Annotated in this window: 14 protein-coding genes; 10 read left to right on the forward strand and 4 right to left on the reverse strand. The window is 64.1% G+C overall.

Going from position 1 to position 15,334, the window contains the following annotated elements; translation table 11 throughout:
• Window position 1: 1 nt before the first annotated feature.
• From LB566_RS14255 to LB566_RS14265, 3 genes are all read left to right on the forward strand, one after another.
• Window positions 2–643: a DUF47 domain-containing protein gene (locus LB566_RS14255; protein WP_224624861.1), complete on the forward strand. Its 642-nt coding sequence runs from the start codon at window positions 2–4 to the stop codon at window positions 641–643.
• Window positions 644–646: 3 nt separating this feature from the next.
• Window positions 647–1,651: an inorganic phosphate transporter gene (locus tag LB566_RS14260; protein WP_140550194.1), complete on the forward strand. Its 1,005-nt coding sequence runs from the start codon at window positions 647–649 to the stop codon at window positions 1,649–1,651.
• Window positions 1,652–1,725: 74 nt separating this feature from the next.
• Entirely contained in the window at window positions 1,726–2,895 is a 1,170-nt protein-coding gene (locus tag LB566_RS14265) for an Mrp/NBP35 family ATP-binding protein (RefSeq protein WP_224624862.1), read from the forward strand.
• A gap of 33 nt (window positions 2,896–2,928) precedes the next feature.
• Here the strand turns inward: LB566_RS14265 and LB566_RS14270 are convergent, their stop codons facing one another.
• A complete protein-coding gene (locus LB566_RS14270) occupies window positions 2,929–3,381 on the reverse strand; it encodes an SRPBCC family protein (protein ID WP_224624863.1) in 453 nt (150 codons plus the stop codon).
• A gap of 151 nt (window positions 3,382–3,532) precedes the next feature.
• On the opposite strand from LB566_RS14270, the gene LB566_RS14275 reads away from it, so the two are divergent.
• The 3 genes from LB566_RS14275 to LB566_RS14285 all read left to right on the forward strand — a co-directional run bounded on the left by LB566_RS14275 (window position 3,533) and on the right by LB566_RS14285 (window position 7,159).
• Window positions 3,533–5,338 carry an IlvD/Edd family dehydratase gene (locus LB566_RS14275; RefSeq protein ID WP_224624864.1) on the forward strand — a complete coding sequence of 602 codons (1,806 nt, stop codon included), beginning with the start codon at window positions 3,533–3,535 and terminating at the stop codon, window positions 5,336–5,338.
• A 172-nt stretch (window positions 5,339–5,510) separates the two neighbouring features.
• Window positions 5,511–6,743 carry a chromate efflux transporter gene (gene chrA / locus LB566_RS14280; protein ID WP_224624865.1) on the forward strand — a complete coding sequence of 411 codons (1,233 nt, stop codon included), beginning with the start codon at window positions 5,511–5,513 and terminating at the stop codon, window positions 6,741–6,743.
• 20 nt (window positions 6,744–6,763) lie between these two features.
• Complete coding sequence (locus LB566_RS14285) at window positions 6,764–7,159, forward strand: hypothetical protein (protein ID WP_224624866.1); 396 nt, start codon at window positions 6,764–6,766, stop codon at window positions 7,157–7,159.
• Here the strand turns inward: LB566_RS14285 and LB566_RS14290 are convergent.
• The gene (locus tag LB566_RS14290) at window positions 7,146–7,304 is read right to left on the reverse strand and encodes a hypothetical protein (RefSeq protein WP_224624867.1); all 159 of its coding nucleotides are present in this window, start codon (window positions 7,302–7,304) and stop codon (window positions 7,146–7,148) included. The genes LB566_RS14285 and LB566_RS14290 overlap by 14 nt on opposite strands.
• 133 nt (window positions 7,305–7,437) lie before the next feature.
• Between LB566_RS14290 and LB566_RS14295 the strand changes: the two genes are divergently transcribed.
• From LB566_RS14295 to LB566_RS14305, 3 genes are all read left to right on the forward strand, one after another.
• Complete coding sequence (locus LB566_RS14295; RefSeq protein ID WP_224624868.1) at window positions 7,438–8,256, forward strand: chromate resistance protein ChrB domain-containing protein; 819 nt, start codon at window positions 7,438–7,440, stop codon at window positions 8,254–8,256.
• Complete coding sequence (gene chrA / locus LB566_RS14300; protein ID WP_224624869.1) at window positions 8,253–9,644, forward strand: chromate efflux transporter; 1,392 nt, start codon at window positions 8,253–8,255, stop codon at window positions 9,642–9,644. The genes LB566_RS14295 and chrA (LB566_RS14300) overlap by 4 nt, the downstream gene beginning before the upstream one ends.
• 66 nt (window positions 9,645–9,710) lie before the next feature.
• Window positions 9,711–10,109, forward strand: coding sequence for a hypothetical protein (locus LB566_RS14305; protein ID WP_140550188.1), 399 nt, complete (start codon window positions 9,711–9,713; stop codon window positions 10,107–10,109).
• Between the two features lie 22 nt (window positions 10,110–10,131).
• Here LB566_RS14305 and LB566_RS14310 read toward each other — a convergent pair whose 3' ends face one another.
• Both LB566_RS14310 and LB566_RS14315 read right to left on the reverse strand, forming a co-directional pair.
• On the reverse strand, window positions 10,132–11,718 hold the full coding sequence (locus LB566_RS14310) for a trimethylamine methyltransferase family protein (RefSeq protein WP_224624870.1): 1,587 nt from the start codon (window positions 11,716–11,718) through the stop codon (window positions 10,132–10,134).
• A gap of 193 nt (window positions 11,719–11,911) precedes the next feature.
• Window positions 11,912–13,405 (reverse strand): PLP-dependent aminotransferase family protein, encoded by a 1,494-nt coding sequence (locus LB566_RS14315; protein ID WP_140497014.1) that lies wholly within the window; start codon window positions 13,403–13,405, stop codon window positions 11,912–11,914.
• Between the two features lie 283 nt (window positions 13,406–13,688).
• On the opposite strand from LB566_RS14315, the gene pgi reads away from it, so the two are divergent.
• Window positions 13,689–15,332, forward strand: a complete 1,644-nt coding sequence (pgi, locus tag LB566_RS14320) for a glucose-6-phosphate isomerase (RefSeq protein WP_224624871.1) — start codon at window positions 13,689–13,691, stop codon at window positions 15,330–15,332.
• The last annotated feature ends 2 nt before the right edge of the window (window positions 15,333–15,334 follow it).

Genomic DNA, 15,334 nt, shown 5'->3' on the forward strand with positions numbered 1-15,334 from the left:
CATGCTGGGCTGGTTCCGCAAGCTGTTGCCGCGCGAAGATCGCTTCTTCGACCTGTTCGAGAGGCATTCCCGCACGGTGGTCGGCGGCGCGGAGGCCCTGCAGCAGCTCCTCCTGGGCAAGGACATCGAGCGTTGGTGCCAGAAGATCGTCGATCTCGAGGACGAGGCCGACCATATCACCGCCGAAGTCCTGCTTGCCGTGCGGCGCTCATTCATCACGCCTTTCGACCGCGGCGATATCAAGGATCTGATCCAGTCGATGGATGATGCCATCGACATGATGCACAAGACCGTCAAGACGGTGCGGCTGTTCGAGAAGAGGGAATTCGATCCGCTGATGCAGGAAATGGGCGCCGTTATTGTCGATGCCGCCAGGCTCGTCGCGGAGGCGATCCCGCTGCTGGCCAAGGTCGGCGCCAACAGCGTGCGCCTGAATGAACTCGCCGAGGAAGTCATGCGTGCCGAAGGCCGGGCCGACGATCTGCATGAGCAGGGCCTGAAGGATCTCTTCAGGCGGCACGGCCGCAGCGATGCGATGGCCTATCTGATCGGCTCGGAGATCTATGGCCAATTGGAAAAGGTGGTCGACCGCTTCGAGGACGTCGCCAACGAGATCAGTGGCATCGTCATCGAGAACGTCTAGGCGATGGAAGTCGCGATCGCCTTTCCCCTGCTGGTCGGCCTCGTCGCCGTCGCGCTGTTCTTCGATTTTCTCAACGGCCTGCACGACGCCGCCAACTCGATCGCCACCATTGTCTCGACCCGGGTGCTGAGGCCGCATTACGCGGTGTTCTGGGCGGCCTTTTTCAATTTCATCGCCTTCATGTTCTTTGGCCTCCATGTCGCCGAAACCGTGGGCAAGGGTATCATCGATGCAAGCATCGTCACGCCGGCGGTGATCTTCGCCGCCCTCGTTGGCGCCATCGTCTGGAACATCGTCACCTGGATCGCCGGCATCCCGTCGAGCAGTTCGCATGCGCTGATCGGCGGATTGGTCGGGGCAGGCGTCGCAAAGGCCGGCACGGGTGCCATCGTCTGGGCGGGGCTCGGCAAGACGGTCGCCGCCATCGTGCTGTCGCCGGCGACCGGCTTTGTCCTGGCGCTTCTCCTGATCCTGGTGGTTTCCTGGCTGTTCGTGCGCCAGACGCCATTCGCCGTCGACAGCACTTTCCGTGTCATGCAGTTCTTTTCCGCCTCCCTCTATTCGCTCGGTCATGGCGGCAACGATGCGCAAAAGACCATGGGCATCATCGCCGTGCTGCTCTATTCCCAAGGCATGCTCGGAACGGATTTCTACGTGCCGCTCTGGGTGGTCCTGACTTGCCAGTCGGCATTGGCGCTGGGCACGCTGCTCGGCGGTTGGCGCATCGTCCACACGATGGGCTCCAAGATCACCAGGCTCAACCCGATGCAGGGATTCTGCGCCGAGACCGGCGGCGCCATCACCCTCTTCGCCGCGACATGGCTCGGTGTTCCGGTTTCGACCACGCACACCATCACTGGCGCCATCATCGGCGTTGGCGCCGCGCGCCGTGTCTCGGCGGTGCGCTGGGGCATAGCCGGCAACATCGTCATCGCATGGGTCGTCACCTTGCCGGCGACGGCGGCGATTTCGGCCCTGACCTATCTGGCGGTTCGCCTGGCAGGCTGATGTCGCGGCCTGGCGCTTGGAGCCGCCGGCGATCTGCACTATGTGAACAGCCGAACGCCAGGGAAACAACAGCCATGTCCGTCACCAAGGAAACCGTCATCGAGCGCCTGAAAACGGTCAATGGCCCCGATTTCACCGGCAACATTGTCGACCTCGGCATGGTTTCCGAAATTTTCATCGCCGATTCGAAAGTGTTCTTCTCGATCACCGTTCCGGCCGCCAGGGCGCAGGAGATGGAGCCATTGCGCGCCGCGGCCGAGCGTGTCGTGAAGGCTATTCCCGGTGTCGCCGGCGCCGTCGTCGCCTTGACGGCGGAGAAGAAGGGCGGCGGCATGGAGGCGCCTGTCGCGGCGCGCCCGGCGCCGCGTCCCGCCCCGCCCGTTGCCGCGCCGCGCCCGGCGCCCCATGCGCCTGCCTCGCACAGCCAGGGCAAGCGCGGGGTGCCCGGCATAGAGGCGATCATCGCGGTTGCGTCCGGCAAGGGCGGCGTCGGCAAATCGACCACGGCCGTCAATCTGGCGCTCGGCCTCGCCGCCAACGGGCTGAAAGTGGGCGTGCTCGATGCCGACATCTATGGCCCATCCATGCCAAGGCTGCTCAACATTCACGGCCGGCCGCAGACCGTCGACGGCAAGATCCTGAAACCGATGCAGAATTACGGTCTCAAGGTGATGTCGATGGGCTTCCTCGTCGACGAGGAAACGCCGATGATCTGGCGCGGGCCGATGGTGATGTCGGCGCTGACGCAGATGCTGCGCGAAGTGGAATGGGGCCCACTCGACGTGCTCGTCGTCGATATGCCCCCTGGCACCGGTGACGCCCAGCTCACCATGGCCCAGCAGGTGCCGTTGGCCGGCGCGGTCATCGTCTCGACGCCGCAGGATCTGGCCCTGATCGATGCTCGCAAGGGCCTCAACATGTTCAGGAAGGTCGACGTGCCGCTGCTCGGCATCGTCGAGAACATGAGCTATTTCCTCGCCCCCGACACCGGCAAGCGCTACGACATCTTCGGCCATGGGGGCGCACGCCGCGAGGCCGAGCGCCTCGGCGTCACCTTCCTTGGCGAGGTGCCGCTGGAGATGGGCATCCGCGAAAGCTCGGATGAAGGCGCGCCGGTGGTGGCATCAAAGCCTGACAGTGCCGAAGCGAAGATCTATCGCGATATCGCTTCGAAGGTCTGGGCCAGGGTCAACGAAGAGCGCGGCGCGGCCGCGGACGCCGTGCCGAGCATCGTCTTCGAGTAATTTTCGTCCGGTGCTAACGCTGGATAGACCAGCCTAAGCAGCACTCACCTTCTCGCCGAAACTCGAAAAGAACTGTCCCGCCAATTTCTTCGAGGTCGATTCGATCAGCCGGCTGCCGAGCTGGGCGATCTTGCCGCCGACTTCGGCCTTGGCTGCGTATTTGAGCACCGTCGCGTCTGCCCCGTCCTCGGTCAGCGTCACGTCGGCGCCGCCCTTGGCGAAGCCGGCGATGCCGCCCTTGCCTTCGCCCTGGATCGTGTAGGCATGCGGGGGATTGAGATTTCTCAACGTCACTTCGCCGTTGAAGGTTGCCTTGATCGGGCCGATCTTCAGCACCACCGTCGCCGCCATCTCGGTCGGCGACTTCATTTCCAGGCTCTGGCAGCCGGGGATGCTTTCTCTCAGCACCGCCGGATCGTTCAGCGCTTCCCAAACTTTCTGGAGGGGTGCGGCAATGCGCTCCTCGCCCTCGATCACCAAAGCCATCAGAACCTCCCGGACGACCAATGTCGGATTGTTGGTAGCGTGCGGCCCGATTGATGTCTATCGCACCAAAGTCCGGATTCAGATCACGCGTGCCCCTTGCCTGCACCCGCGCGTTGTCATATCGATTTGTCATACAAATACGGAGATCATGATGGCTGGCGCCCTCGCAGGAAAGAAAAAGTTTCGCTCGCAGGAGTGGTTCGACAACCCCGACAATCCGGGCATGACGGCACTCTATCTGGAGCGTTACCTGAATTACGGGCTGACGCGCGCCGAACTGATGTCGGGCAAGCCGCTGATCGGCATCGCCCAGACCGGTTCCGACCTGTCGCCTTGCAATCGCCACCATATCGAGCTCGCCAAACGCGTGCGCGAAGGCATCGTCTCGATGGGCGGCATTCCTTTCGAGTTCCCGTGCCACCCGATCCAGGAGACCGGCAAGCGCCCGACCGCAGCTCTCGACCGCAACCTTGCCTATCTGAGCCTGGTAGAAGTGCTCTATGGTTATCCGCTTGACGGCGTCGTGCTCACTATCGGCTGCGACAAGACGACGCCGGCGCTGTTGATGGCAGCGGCGACCGTCAACATTCCGGCGATCGCGCTGTCGGTCGGCCCCATGCTCAATGGCTGGCACAAGGGCAAGCGCACGGGTTCGGGCACCATCGTCTGGGAATCGCGCCAGCGCCTGTCGGCCGGCGAGATCAACTATGACGAGTTCATGGACATCGTCGCCTCCTCGGCGCCGTCCACCGGTTATTGCAACACCATGGGCACCGCCACCACCATGAACTCGCTGGCCGAGGCGCTCGGCATGCAGCTGCCGGGCTCGGCGGCGATTCCGGCTCCTTATCGCGAGCGCGGCCAGATCGCCTACGAGACGGGAAAACGCATCGTCGACATGGTGCACGAGGATTTGAAGCCGTCCGACATCATGACGCGCAAGGCCTTCGAGAACGCCATCGTCGTCAATTCGGCGATCGGCGGCTCCACCAACGCGCCGATCCATCTGAACGCCATCGCCCGCCATCTCGGCGTGCCGCTCGACAATGACGACTGGCAGAAGATCGGCCTCGACGTGCCGCTCATCGTCAATCTCCAGCCGACGGGCGAATATCTGGGCGAGGACTACCATCACGCGGGCGGCGTGCCGGCCGTGGTGGCGGAGCTCATGAAAGCCGGGCTGCTGCCGCATCCGGATGCTCTGACCGCCAACGGAAAGACAATGGGCGACAATTGCCGCGATGCCGTCAACGAGAACCGCGAAGTCATCCGCACCGTCGCCGAGCCGCTGAAGGCCAATGCCGGCTTCATCAACCTCAAGGGCAATCTGTTCGATTCGGCGATCATGAAGACCAGCGGCATCTCGCCCGAATTCCGCGAGCGCTATCTCTCCAACCCGAAGGACCCCGAGGCCTTCGAGGGCAACGCCATGGTCTTCGACGGACCTGAGGATTACCACGCCCGCATCGACGATCCGGCGCAAGGGATCGACGAGCATACCATCCTGTTCATGCGCGGCGCCGGTCCCGTCGGCTATCCCGGCGGCGCCGAGGTCGTCAACATGCAGCCGCCGGCCTATCTCATCAAGAAGGGCATCCACGCGCTGGCCTGCATCGGCGACGGCCGCCAGTCCGGCACGTCGGGTTCGCCCTCCATCCTCAACGCCTCGCCGGAAGCCGCCATCGGCGGCGGGCTTGCATTGCTCAAGACGGGCGACCGCGTTCGCATCGACCTGAAAAAGGGCACGGCCAACATTCTCGTCACCGATGACGAGATCTCCCGCCGCCGCGCCGAGCTGCAGAACAATGGCGGCTACCACTATCCCGAGCACCAGACGCCGTGGCAGGAAATCCAGCGCGGTATGGTCGACCAGTTCTCGGGCGGCATGGTGCTGAAACCGGCGGTGAAATACCAGGACGTCGCTCATACGAAGGGCATGCCCCGAGACAATCACTGACAGCTCCGAAATCTCATCTTCGATCGGTGGCTAGGTCTCCCGGACCTGGCCGTCGCGCATTCAGTTAAGCGGATTTATCGCCAGCTTGCCCGAGCATCCGGCCTGCATGCAGATTCTGAAACCGGTTACGGTTTCGCGATCTATGCTCTAGCTTCGCACTGCGATGGCTGGAATGCGAACCGACGATGATGATGAGTGCGGGGCCGATACCTGGCCAGTTCACCCGCTGGCGGAGATATTTTCCGTCTTCCTGAAGCTCGGGCTCACTTCTTTCGGCGGCCCGATCGCCCACATTGGCTATTTTCGCGTAGAGCTCGTCCAGCGACGCCAATGGCTCGACGAGGCCGGCTATGCCGATCTTGTCGCGCTGTGCCAATTCCTGCCCGGTCCGGCCTCCAGCCAGGTCGGTTTTTCCCTCGGCGTTCTGCGCGGCAGGGGGCTGCTGGGCGGCCTTGCCGCATGGACCGGATTTACCGTGCCGTCAGTGCTGCTTTTGCTTACCTTCGCGGCCGGCGCCGCGTCGCTGGGTGGCCCGACCGCCCAAGGGGTCATCCACGGCCTGAAGCTCGTTGCCGTGGCCGTGGTGGCGCAGGCGCTTTGGGGAATGGGCAGAAACCTGACGCCCGATATTCAGCGAATCTGCATCGCGCTCGGCGCTCTGGCGCTCGTCACCCTTGCAGGCAGTGCCTTTGGCCAAATCGCCGCCATCGCTGGTGGAGCAGCCGCCGGTTTGCTGGTCTGCCGGGCCGGATCGCTGCCGGTTGGCGGACAACTGGCTTATCCGGTCGGCAGGCCTTCGGCGTTTGCCGCCCTGTTTCTTTTCGCGGCACTGTTTGTGCTGCCATCGATCATGGCAGCTTCGACCGGCAGCCAGGCATTGAAGCTGTTCGACGCGTTCTATCGCTCGGGCGCATTGGTCTTCGGCGGGGGCCACGTCGTGCTGCCGCTGCTGCAAAACCAGGTCGTAACCACAGGCTGGGTGCCAGCAGAAACGTTCCTGGCGGGCTATGGCGCCGCCCAGGCCGTGCCCGGGCCATTGTTTACCTTTGCGGCCTATCTCGGTGCCATCAGCGGGCCGCCGCCGAATGGACTCGTCGGTGCCGCCATAGCGCTCGCCGCCGTGTTTCTGCCGGGGCTTCTCCTGGTCTACGGCACGCTGCCTTTCTGGGACGGTCTGCGCAGGCTGCCACGGGCTCAAGCCGCCATGCGTGGTGCCAACGCCGCCGTCGTTGGCATATTGGCGGCCGCTTTCTACAATCCGGTCTGGCTGGGCGCGGTGCACGCGCCTTTCGATTTCGCATTTGCATTCGCTGGATTCTTGTTGCTCGTCGTTATGAAGACGCCACCCTGGGTCGTTGTGCTTTTGCTTGCGGCCGCCGGTGCGGGTGCACACATGGTGGGCTGACGAGAACAGGACGAACCATCATGGCGCAACGGCGCTCCTCCCTCGGCTTCCTCGGCATGTTCGGCCGTTCGAGCGACCTCAGGCAGATCGATGCCGCATTGCGCGGCGCCGATCTCCATCCCGCCCTTGTGCCGGAGGGTGTAAAGCTTACCATCGTCAACCTGATGAAGGATCACTGGCCCGACGAGCCGCCCTCACAGGCCTATCCATCCGTCGCACAATTGTGCAGCTATTGCATCGCGGGTCGCGAAACCTTCGAGCAAGCCAATGGCCAGGAGCGGATGCTGGAGGCTGAGCGCATCGAGGCAGCACTTGAATCCGGCGACAGTTTCGACGCGCGGGTCGTGCTCATGACGCTGCATGCCAAGCTGATCGACGCCGAGGTCGTCGACCGATACGGGCTCAGCGCAGAATAACGCGAAGGGCGGGAGCCGGGCCGCTGGCCCGGCTGATCTCCTCGAGATACCAGCCGATATAGCGCAGTTCGTTGTATTCCATCGGCGCGATCGACCGGCGGCCCTGATCGGCCGCCGGTCGTTTTTTCGTTTCGCGGCCCGCCATGGACCGAGGACATTGCGTCCTTGACAAGCCTGCCCAACAAATCCACCATCGCTGCAAGGGGTTCATCGCGACGACCCCGTGAGGCGTCAGCCCAACGTTCGCGTCCAGGCTTCTCTTTCAGGAGGTGGACGCCATGCCGTCAACAACCGCTGTCACCGTGCCGCAACTGATCCGTATGGTCGGTTTGCCGGGCGCGCCTGCAATCCTCGATATCCGTACCGATGACGACTATAACGCCGATCCACGTTTGCTGCCGGCGTCGTACCGGCGCGATTTCAAAACCGTCCAGACTTGGGCAGCCGACTTCGCCGGTAGCCGCGTGGCGGTCGTCTGCCAGCAGGGAAAAAAGCTCTCGCAAGGCGTCGCCGCATGGTTGCGCCATGAAGGGATCGCCGCCGAATCGCTCGAAGGCGGCTTCGAAGCCTGGCGGGACGCCCACGGCCTTCTGGTCCGTGCCGACAGGATGCCGCCTCGTGACGACAGGGGCCGCACCGTCTGGGTGACGCGGGCCCGGCCCAAAGTCGATCGCATCGCCTGCCCCTGGCTGATCCGCCGTTTCGTCGATCCTCAAGCGGTCTTCCTGTTCGTCGACGCGGCGGAAGTGCCCGATGTCGCCGATCGTTTTCAGGCCGTTCCTTTCGACATCGACAATGCGTTCTGGAGCCATCGCGGCGAGCGCTGCACCTTCGACACGATGCTCGAGGAGTTCGGGCTCGAATCCGAAGCGCTCGACCGCCTCGCCGTGATCGTGCGCGCAGCCGACACGGCGAGCCTCGACCTGGTTCCGCAGGCGGCGGGATTTCTCGCCGCCTCGCTTGGTTTGTCGCGCATGTTTCGCGATGACCTGCAACAATTGGATGCCGGCATGCTGCTTTACGACGCGTTCTTCCGCTGGTGCCGCGACGCCACCGGCGAGACGCACAATTGGCCGGCGGGAGCGAAGGCGTCATGAACTCCCTCCTTTCCGAAGAAAGTGCCGACCTCATCGAGGCGCCCGCGGTCCCGAGCTTCCGCGAGGCCACAAAGCTCTGGGCGAAGATCGGGTTGCTCAGTTTCGGCGGACCGGCCGGGCAGATCGCGCTCATGCACAGGGAATTGGTCGAGGAAAAGCGCTGGATCGGCGAGCAGCGTTTCCTGCATGCGCTGAACTACTGCATGCTGCTGCCCGGTCCCGAGGCCCAGCAACTCGCCATCTATATCGGCTGGCTGCTGCACAAGACGATCGGTGGTCTTGTCGCCGGCGTCCTCTTCGTCGTGCCCGGCGCGCTCGTTATGCTCGCCTTGAGCATTCTCTATGCGCTCTATGGTGATGCGCCGTTGGTCGAGTCGCTGTTTTTCGGCGTGAAGGCGGCGGTGCTGGCGATCGTGATCGAGGCCGTGATCCGCATCGGCCGGCGGGCCTTGAAGAACCGGGTGATGGTGGCGATCGCGCTTTGCGCCTTTATCGGCATCTATGTGCTCAACGTCCCGTTCCCGCTCCTCATCCTTTTTGCAGGACTGGTGGGATGGGCCGGAAACAGCATTGCGCCGGCCCTGTTTTCTGGCACCGCGCACAGCAAGGACGACGCTCCCGACGTCAGGGGCGCGGTCGATCTGATGTTCGAGCGCGGCGAACTTGCCCATACCAGGCCGACGCGATGGCACGCACCGCGGACCATCGCGATCTGGCTGCCGATCTGGCTTGGGCCGGTTCTGCTGATCTGGGCGTTCACATCGGCAAACAGCGTCTGGACGCAGATCGGCGGCTTCTTCAGCCTTATGGCGGTCGTCACCTTCGGCGGCGCCTATGCCGTTCTGGCCTATGTCGCGCAAGCGGCCGTAGGCTCTCTCGGCTGGCTTGCGCCAGGAGAAATGGTCGATGGCCTGGGCCTTGCCGAAACCACGCCCGGACCGCTCATCCTGGTCCTGCAGTTCGTCGGCTTCCTTGCCGCGTTCCGCCATTCCGGATCGTCATATCCGTTGTTTGCCGGATCGCTCGGAGCGTTGCTTACGCTGTGGGTTACCTTCACGCCGTGCTTCTTCTGGATCTTCCTCGGTGCGCCCTACATCGAAGCGCTGCGCGGCCACAAGGCATTGTCGGCGGCATTGGGCGCAATCACCGCGGCGGTCGTCGGCGTCATCATGAATCTGGCCCTGTGGTTCGCATTGCACGTCATCTTCCGCGACGTGCGTGCGACGGGGCTCGGAACGGAGGTGCCGGTGCTGTCCTCGATCGACTGGCGTGCCGCGCTGCTGTCCTGCGCTGCCATGATCGCCATCCTCAAACTGAAAATCGGCATGCTGCCGACGCTTGCCGGATCGGCCCTGGCGGGTGTTCTGCTTTTGGCGGCAACCGGCTAAATATCTGCCTCTCTTTGTATTCCGCTGGCGAACCACCTAATTGGTTGAAAACGGGATCGGAATATCATGGCCGCACGGCGCTCTTCCCTCGGCTTCCTCGGACTGTTCGGCCGCTCGGGCGATTTGAGGCAGCTCGACAGCGCCTTGCGCGGCGCGGACTTGCATCCCGCCCTGGTGCCGGAGGGCGTAAAGCTCACCCTCGTCAATCTGATGAAGGATCACTGGCCCGACGAGCCGCCGCCGCAGGCCTATGCGCAAGTGGCGTGTTTGTTCAGCTATTGTATTGCTGGGCCTGAGGCATTCGAGCGCTCTCATGGCGCGCAGCCGCGGCAGGACGTGGAGCGTCGGATAGAGGCCGCGGTCGATGCCGGAGACAGTTTCGACGCCCAGATCGTGCTGATGGCGCTACACGCCAAGCTGGTCAATACCGAGGTCGTCGAACATTATGGGCTGAGCGCGGACTAACCTGTTCACCGGGGGGGCGTTCTCAGCCGCCCATGCCGTTGCGCGGCAGCTTGATCATGTCGCCGAAGCGGGCGCGCAGCCTGTCATCAAGCGGCTTCGGCACATGGCGCGGGAAGCGTTCGGCGAGGATGCGTTTCTTCTCCGCGATCGCCCGCTGTAATATGTCGGGCCGGCCCTTCTCGTTCCATTCCTTCGGCGAAAACCGGTCGCCGACGGCGGGGTAGAAATACTCGGTCTGCATCAGCTTCAGCGTCTGCTCGTTCCCGAGATAGTGGCCCGGACCTTTCAGGCAAACATCGGCGATGGTGTCGATCGACAGCGCGTCGTCCGTCACCTCGATGCCGCGTACGCAGCGCAGGCAATGGCCCAGCATGTCGTTGTCGATGATCAGGCTTTCCAGGCAGAAGCCGAGCAGGGAAGCGTGCATGCCGGCCGATTCGTAGACCAGGTTGAGGCCGGATAGGCCGGCCATCACATTGGTAATGCCTTTTTCATAGCCGGACTGGATGTCAGGCAGTTTCGAATCCGTCATGCCGGCGGCCGAACCGCCCGGCAGGTCGTAGAACTGCGCCATCTGCGCGCAGGCCGCGGTCAGCACCGCCTGTTCGGCCGAGCCGCCGGACATGGCGCCGGTGCGCAGGTCCGACACGAACGGCCAGGTACCGAAGATCGCCGGATGCCCCGGCTTGATGGTGTTGACATAGACAAGGCCGGCCAGCACTTCGGCCACGGCTTGCACCACCGCACCCGCGATCGCCGCCGGAGCGGTGGCGCCGGCCTGTCCGGCCGAAAGCAGCAGGATCGGGATGCCGCCTTCGACGCAAGCCTCGAGCACGCCGCAGGCGTCCTCGGCGAATTTCATCGGCGGCACGACGAAACAGTTGGAGTTCGACACGAACGGCCGGGCCCGGAAATTCTCCTCGCCGCCGGCGATCGCGTAGAGCATTTCGAGCGCCGGTTGCACGTTCTCGCGCACCGTGAAGGACGTGCCGACATGCTTGGACGTGCCCATCACGCAGGCGTAAAGCGTGTTGAAGTCCATTTCGAGCGGATCGGGAATGTCGCGCGGCACCATGGGCCGCTGGAAGAAATGGATGTTATCGAGCCCATCGACGATGCGCGCGGCGTCATAGATGTCCTGCAGCAAGGATTCGCGGTACTCGCGCTTCTCGACGTCGACAAGGTGCACGGCAGCACCCGCCGTGCCGTAATGCACGCGCTTGCCCTGGATCACCATGTCGTGCTTCGGGTCCTGGCCGTGCAGCGTGAAATGCCGCGCCGCTCGCTTGATCGTGTCGAGCACCAGTGCCCGCGGGAAACGGATACGGCCGTCATCGCCATAGTTGGCGCCGGCCTTGGTCAGCGCCTCGATACAGGAAGGGATTGCGTTGGCGAAGCCGACCGTCTCCAGCAGGGTCAGCACCGCTTCGTGAATGCGCTCGCAATCATTGCCGCTGAGCGGTCCGTAGCTGCCCCCCTCGAGGCCGGCGCGAACCGGCCTGATGTCGTCGGCGAGCGGCGCCGCACGCATGGCGCGACGCGCTTCGCGTCCGCCGGAGCGGCGCGAACGCTGGTCGGCCGCGTCCTGCTTTTCGACAGCCACTGACATGGAAGCACTCCACCTTTTCTCGGAAGCAGGGCGGCGGTTGGTCCACCATCGGCTGCTTCGTCCCCTTTAGGCCTCGACTATGCCGCCGGCATTGGCACAGCCTATGAGCCAGCCGGTCCGGTTGCATATGCCAGCGCTAAAGAAGCAGGAGCCGCTGCTGCGCGGCTCCTGGGAGGTGGTCAGGCCGAGGTGATCAGGCCGCCGCCGGCCTGCGGCCTGCGGCGGTTGCAAGTTCACGGATGCCGGGCTCGATGTGCTGCAGCGCGATCGAGGAGATGCCCAAGCGCATGAAACGCGAAGGCTTTTCGGTGCGGTCGAAGAAGCGGTCGCCCGGTTCGATGATGACGCTGCGCGAGGCGGCGGCCTCGGCCAGTCCGCGCGAATCGGTGCCGCGCGGCCCCTCCAGCCACAGCGACGTGCCGCCGGCCGAGTCGGTCGACCGCCACTCGGGCAGGAAGGCGGAAATCGCATGGACCAGCCGCTTGCGCCGCTCGTCGAAGGCGCTCGACAGCCGCCGCACCAGCGCCTCGTGGTGGCCGAGCGACAGGAACAGCGCGACCGCGCGCTGGTTGTTGGCCGGCGGATGGCGCAGCATGAAGCGGCGCAGCGCCCTGAGTTCGGCGATTAGTCCAGCCGAGGCGACGATGTAGCCAAGCCGCAGGCCTGGAGCCAGCGTCTTCGACATCGAGCCGACATAGATCACGCGGCCCGAGCGGTCGAGGCTCTTCAAGGCCTGCTGCGGCGCCTCGTCGAGAAGCTGGCTGTCATAGCCGTCCTCGATGATGATCTGGTTATAGCGGTTGGCGCGCGCGAGAAGGTCCTGCCGGCGTTCCGCCGACAGCGGCACCATGGTCGGGCAATGATGGCTGGGCGTGACGAAGACAAAGCCGGAATCGTTCGGAATGGAAGAGGTTACGATGCCGGACTGGTCGACCGGCACCGGCTGGATGTCGGCGCCGGCGAGCCGGAAGATCGAGCGTGCGTCGGGGTAGCCCGGATCTTCCATCGCCACCTTCGAGCCCTTGGTCATCAGAAGCGTCGCCAGCATGTAGAGCGCGTTCTGGGCGCCCAGCGTGACGATGATCTCGTCGGGGTTGGCGAAGATGCCGCGCCTGGGCAGCAGCCGCGCCTGGATCTGCTCGATCAGCAGCGGATCGTCGCGATCGACCATGTCGGAGGCCCAGTTGCGGATTTCCAGCACGGCAAGCGCCATGCGGTTGCACTCGCGCCACTCGGCGGTCGGGAACAGCGCCGGATCGAACTGGCCATAGACGAAGGGGTAGGACGACTTGATCCAGTTCTCATGCTTGGCCGGCGGCGGCATGTCGCTGGCCGCGATCTGCCGGCGTGCCTTCCAGTCGATCTCGTTGGCCTGGTCGGGCGCCTTCTGATGCGGCTTGGCGGGTGTGGCCAAAACGTCGGGATTAACGAAATGGCCGCGCCGCTCGCGCGCCACCAGGAAACCCTGGTCGACCAGTTGCTGGAAGGCCAGCACCACGGTTCCGCGCGCCACGCCGAGTTTTTCGGCCAATATCCGGCATGACGGGAGCGGCATCGAAGCGGCGATCTGGCGGTCGAGAATGGCGGCCACGATTGCCTGGCGGATCTGTGCCTGCAAGGTCTGGCCGGATTCGGCCGAAATCCGGAACAGGCCGGACCATATGGCCGTGTCGTTGCGCTGTGGCATGGGAAATGTTCCTCGATGGCCAGCCTTTTTCGTTTGGCTGGACCAGTCGAATGTAACGGTGGCACAAGGGGTTGCGCCAATCAATTTTTCTGATCTTTGGGATTTATGCCAGTGATCTTTCGTCCTTCGCATCCCATGTAACCCAGTACGTCATCGCCGCGTGACGCAGTGCGTCATCGCCGCGTATTGACCGGACGGAATTCGGCTCAATAGTTTGGCGCGACGACACGCGCCGGAAACATCCGGTCTGCTAAGATAATCCAAAAGTCCCAGGAGCCCGCCGGTGGATCAGTCAGCCTTCCAAAAACAGCTTGCCGCCTTGCGCGACCATCGCGCCGCGGCAGCCGGCGATATGCGCCAGGCCTTCGCCGCCGATCCGCAGCGGTTCAAGACGTTCTCCGCCAGCGACGGCGACCTGTTGCTCGACTGGTCGAAATGCGCCGTCGATGCGCGCACGATGGACCTGCTGGAGAAGCTGGCTGACGCCGCCGATCTCGAAGGCCGCCGCGCCGCCATGTTCGCCGGCAAGAAGATCAACGTCACCGAGGACCGTGCTGTTCTGCACACCGCGCTGCGCAACCTGACCGGCAAGGGCATCGTGCTCGACGGACAGGATGTGAAGGCGGAGGTCATCGCCGTATTGGACGCGATGGGCGCCTTCGCCGACGCGGTGCGTTCCGGCAAGGCGACAGGCGCCACCGGCAAGAAGATCACCGATATCGTCAATATCGGCATCGGCGGCTCCGATCTCGGCCCGGCCATGGCGACGTTGGCGCTGGCGCCCTATCATGACGGGCCGCGCGCGCACTATGTCTCCAACATCGACGGCGCCCATATCCACGACACGCTGATGGGCCTTTCCGCAGAGACCACGCTTTTTATCGTCGCCTCCAAGACCTTCACCACGGTCGAAACGATGACCAATGCGCAGACGGCGCGCGACTGGGTCCAGAAGGCGCTCGGCAAGGAAGCGGTAGGCAAGCATTTCGCCGCCGTCTCGACGGCACTCGACCTGGTGGCGAAGTTCGGCATCGAGCCGGACCGCGTCTTCGGCTTCTGGGATTGGGTCGGCGGCCGTTATTCGGTGTGGGGCGCGATCGGCCTGCCTGTGATGATCGCCATTGGTCCACGCAATTTCCGCGCCTTTCTCGATGGCGCGCACGAAATGGACGAACACTTCCGCGCCGCGCCGCTCGCCAAAAACCTGCCGGTGCTGCTTGGCCTTGTCGGCTGGTGGCATCGGGTCGTTTGCAAATACCCGGCCCGCGCGGTCATCCCCTACGACCAGCGCCTGTCCAGGCTGCCGGCCTATCTCCAGCAGCTCGACATGGAATCGAACGGCAAGAGCGTCACCCTGGACGGCGGCGCCGTGGCGACGCCGACCGGGCCGCTGGTCTGGGGCGAGCCCGGCACCAACGGCCAGCATGCGTTCTTCCAGCTCCTGCACCAGGGAACCGATTTCATTCCGGTCGAATTCCTCGCCGCGGCGAACGGCCACGAGCCGGAGCTGAAGCACCATCAAGACCTGCTGCTCGCCAACTGCCTGGCGCAGTCGGAAGCCTTCATGAGGGGCCGCACGCTGGAGGAAGCGCGCGCGCAGATGCTGGCCAAGGGCATGAAGCCGGCCGATGTCGATCGCATTGCTCCGCACCGCGTCTTCTCCGGCAACCGGCCCTCGGTCACCATTCTTTATCGCAAGCTTGACCCGCGCACGCTCGGCCGCCTGATCGCTCTCTACGAACACCGCGTCTTCGTCGAGGGAACGCTGTTCGACATCAACTCCTTCGACCAGTGGGGCGTCGAGCTCGGCAAGGAACTGGCCACCGGCCTTCTGCCAGTCGTGGAAGGCAAGGAAAGTGCCGCAAAGCGGGATGCCTCGACCGCCGGCCTGGTGGAACACATCCACCAATTGCGTGGTTCGGAGTGACT

It is taken from the genome of Mesorhizobium sp. CA13, assembly GCF_020165235.1.
Classification (GTDB): domain Bacteria; phylum Pseudomonadota; class Alphaproteobacteria; order Rhizobiales; family Rhizobiaceae; genus Mesorhizobium.

Coding starts and splice junctions, on each gene's coding strand:
- LB566_RS14270 (WP_224624863.1), bottom strand. CDS start 3,381: ATGGCTTTGGTGATCGAGGGCGAGGAGCGCATTGCCGCACCCCTCCAG.
- chrA (WP_224624869.1), top strand. CDS start 8,253: ATGAACTCCCTCCTTTCCGAAGAAAGTGCCGACCTCATCGAGGCGCCC.
- LB566_RS14265 (WP_224624862.1), top strand. CDS start 1,726: ATGTCCGTCACCAAGGAAACCGTCATCGAGCGCCTGAAAACGGTCAAT.
- LB566_RS14295 (WP_224624868.1), top strand. CDS start 7,438: ATGCCGTCAACAACCGCTGTCACCGTGCCGCAACTGATCCGTATGGTC.
- LB566_RS14275 (WP_224624864.1), top strand. CDS start 3,533: ATGGCTGGCGCCCTCGCAGGAAAGAAAAAGTTTCGCTCGCAGGAGTGG.
- chrA (WP_224624865.1), top strand. CDS start 5,511: ATGCGAACCGACGATGATGATGAGTGCGGGGCCGATACCTGGCCAGTT.
- LB566_RS14260 (WP_140550194.1), top strand. CDS start 647: ATGGAAGTCGCGATCGCCTTTCCCCTGCTGGTCGGCCTCGTCGCCGTC.
- LB566_RS14305 (WP_140550188.1), top strand. CDS start 9,711: ATGGCCGCACGGCGCTCTTCCCTCGGCTTCCTCGGACTGTTCGGCCGC.
- LB566_RS14285 (WP_224624866.1), top strand. CDS start 6,764: ATGGCGCAACGGCGCTCCTCCCTCGGCTTCCTCGGCATGTTCGGCCGT.
- LB566_RS14290 (WP_224624867.1), bottom strand. CDS start 7,304: ATGGCGGGCCGCGAAACGAAAAAACGACCGGCGGCCGATCAGGGCCGC.
- LB566_RS14315 (WP_140497014.1), bottom strand. CDS start 13,405: ATGCCACAGCGCAACGACACGGCCATATGGTCCGGCCTGTTCCGGATT.
- LB566_RS14255 (WP_224624861.1), top strand. CDS start 2: ATGCTGGGCTGGTTCCGCAAGCTGTTGCCGCGCGAAGATCGCTTCTTC.
- LB566_RS14310 (WP_224624870.1), bottom strand. CDS start 11,718: ATGTCAGTGGCTGTCGAAAAGCAGGACGCGGCCGACCAGCGTTCGCGC.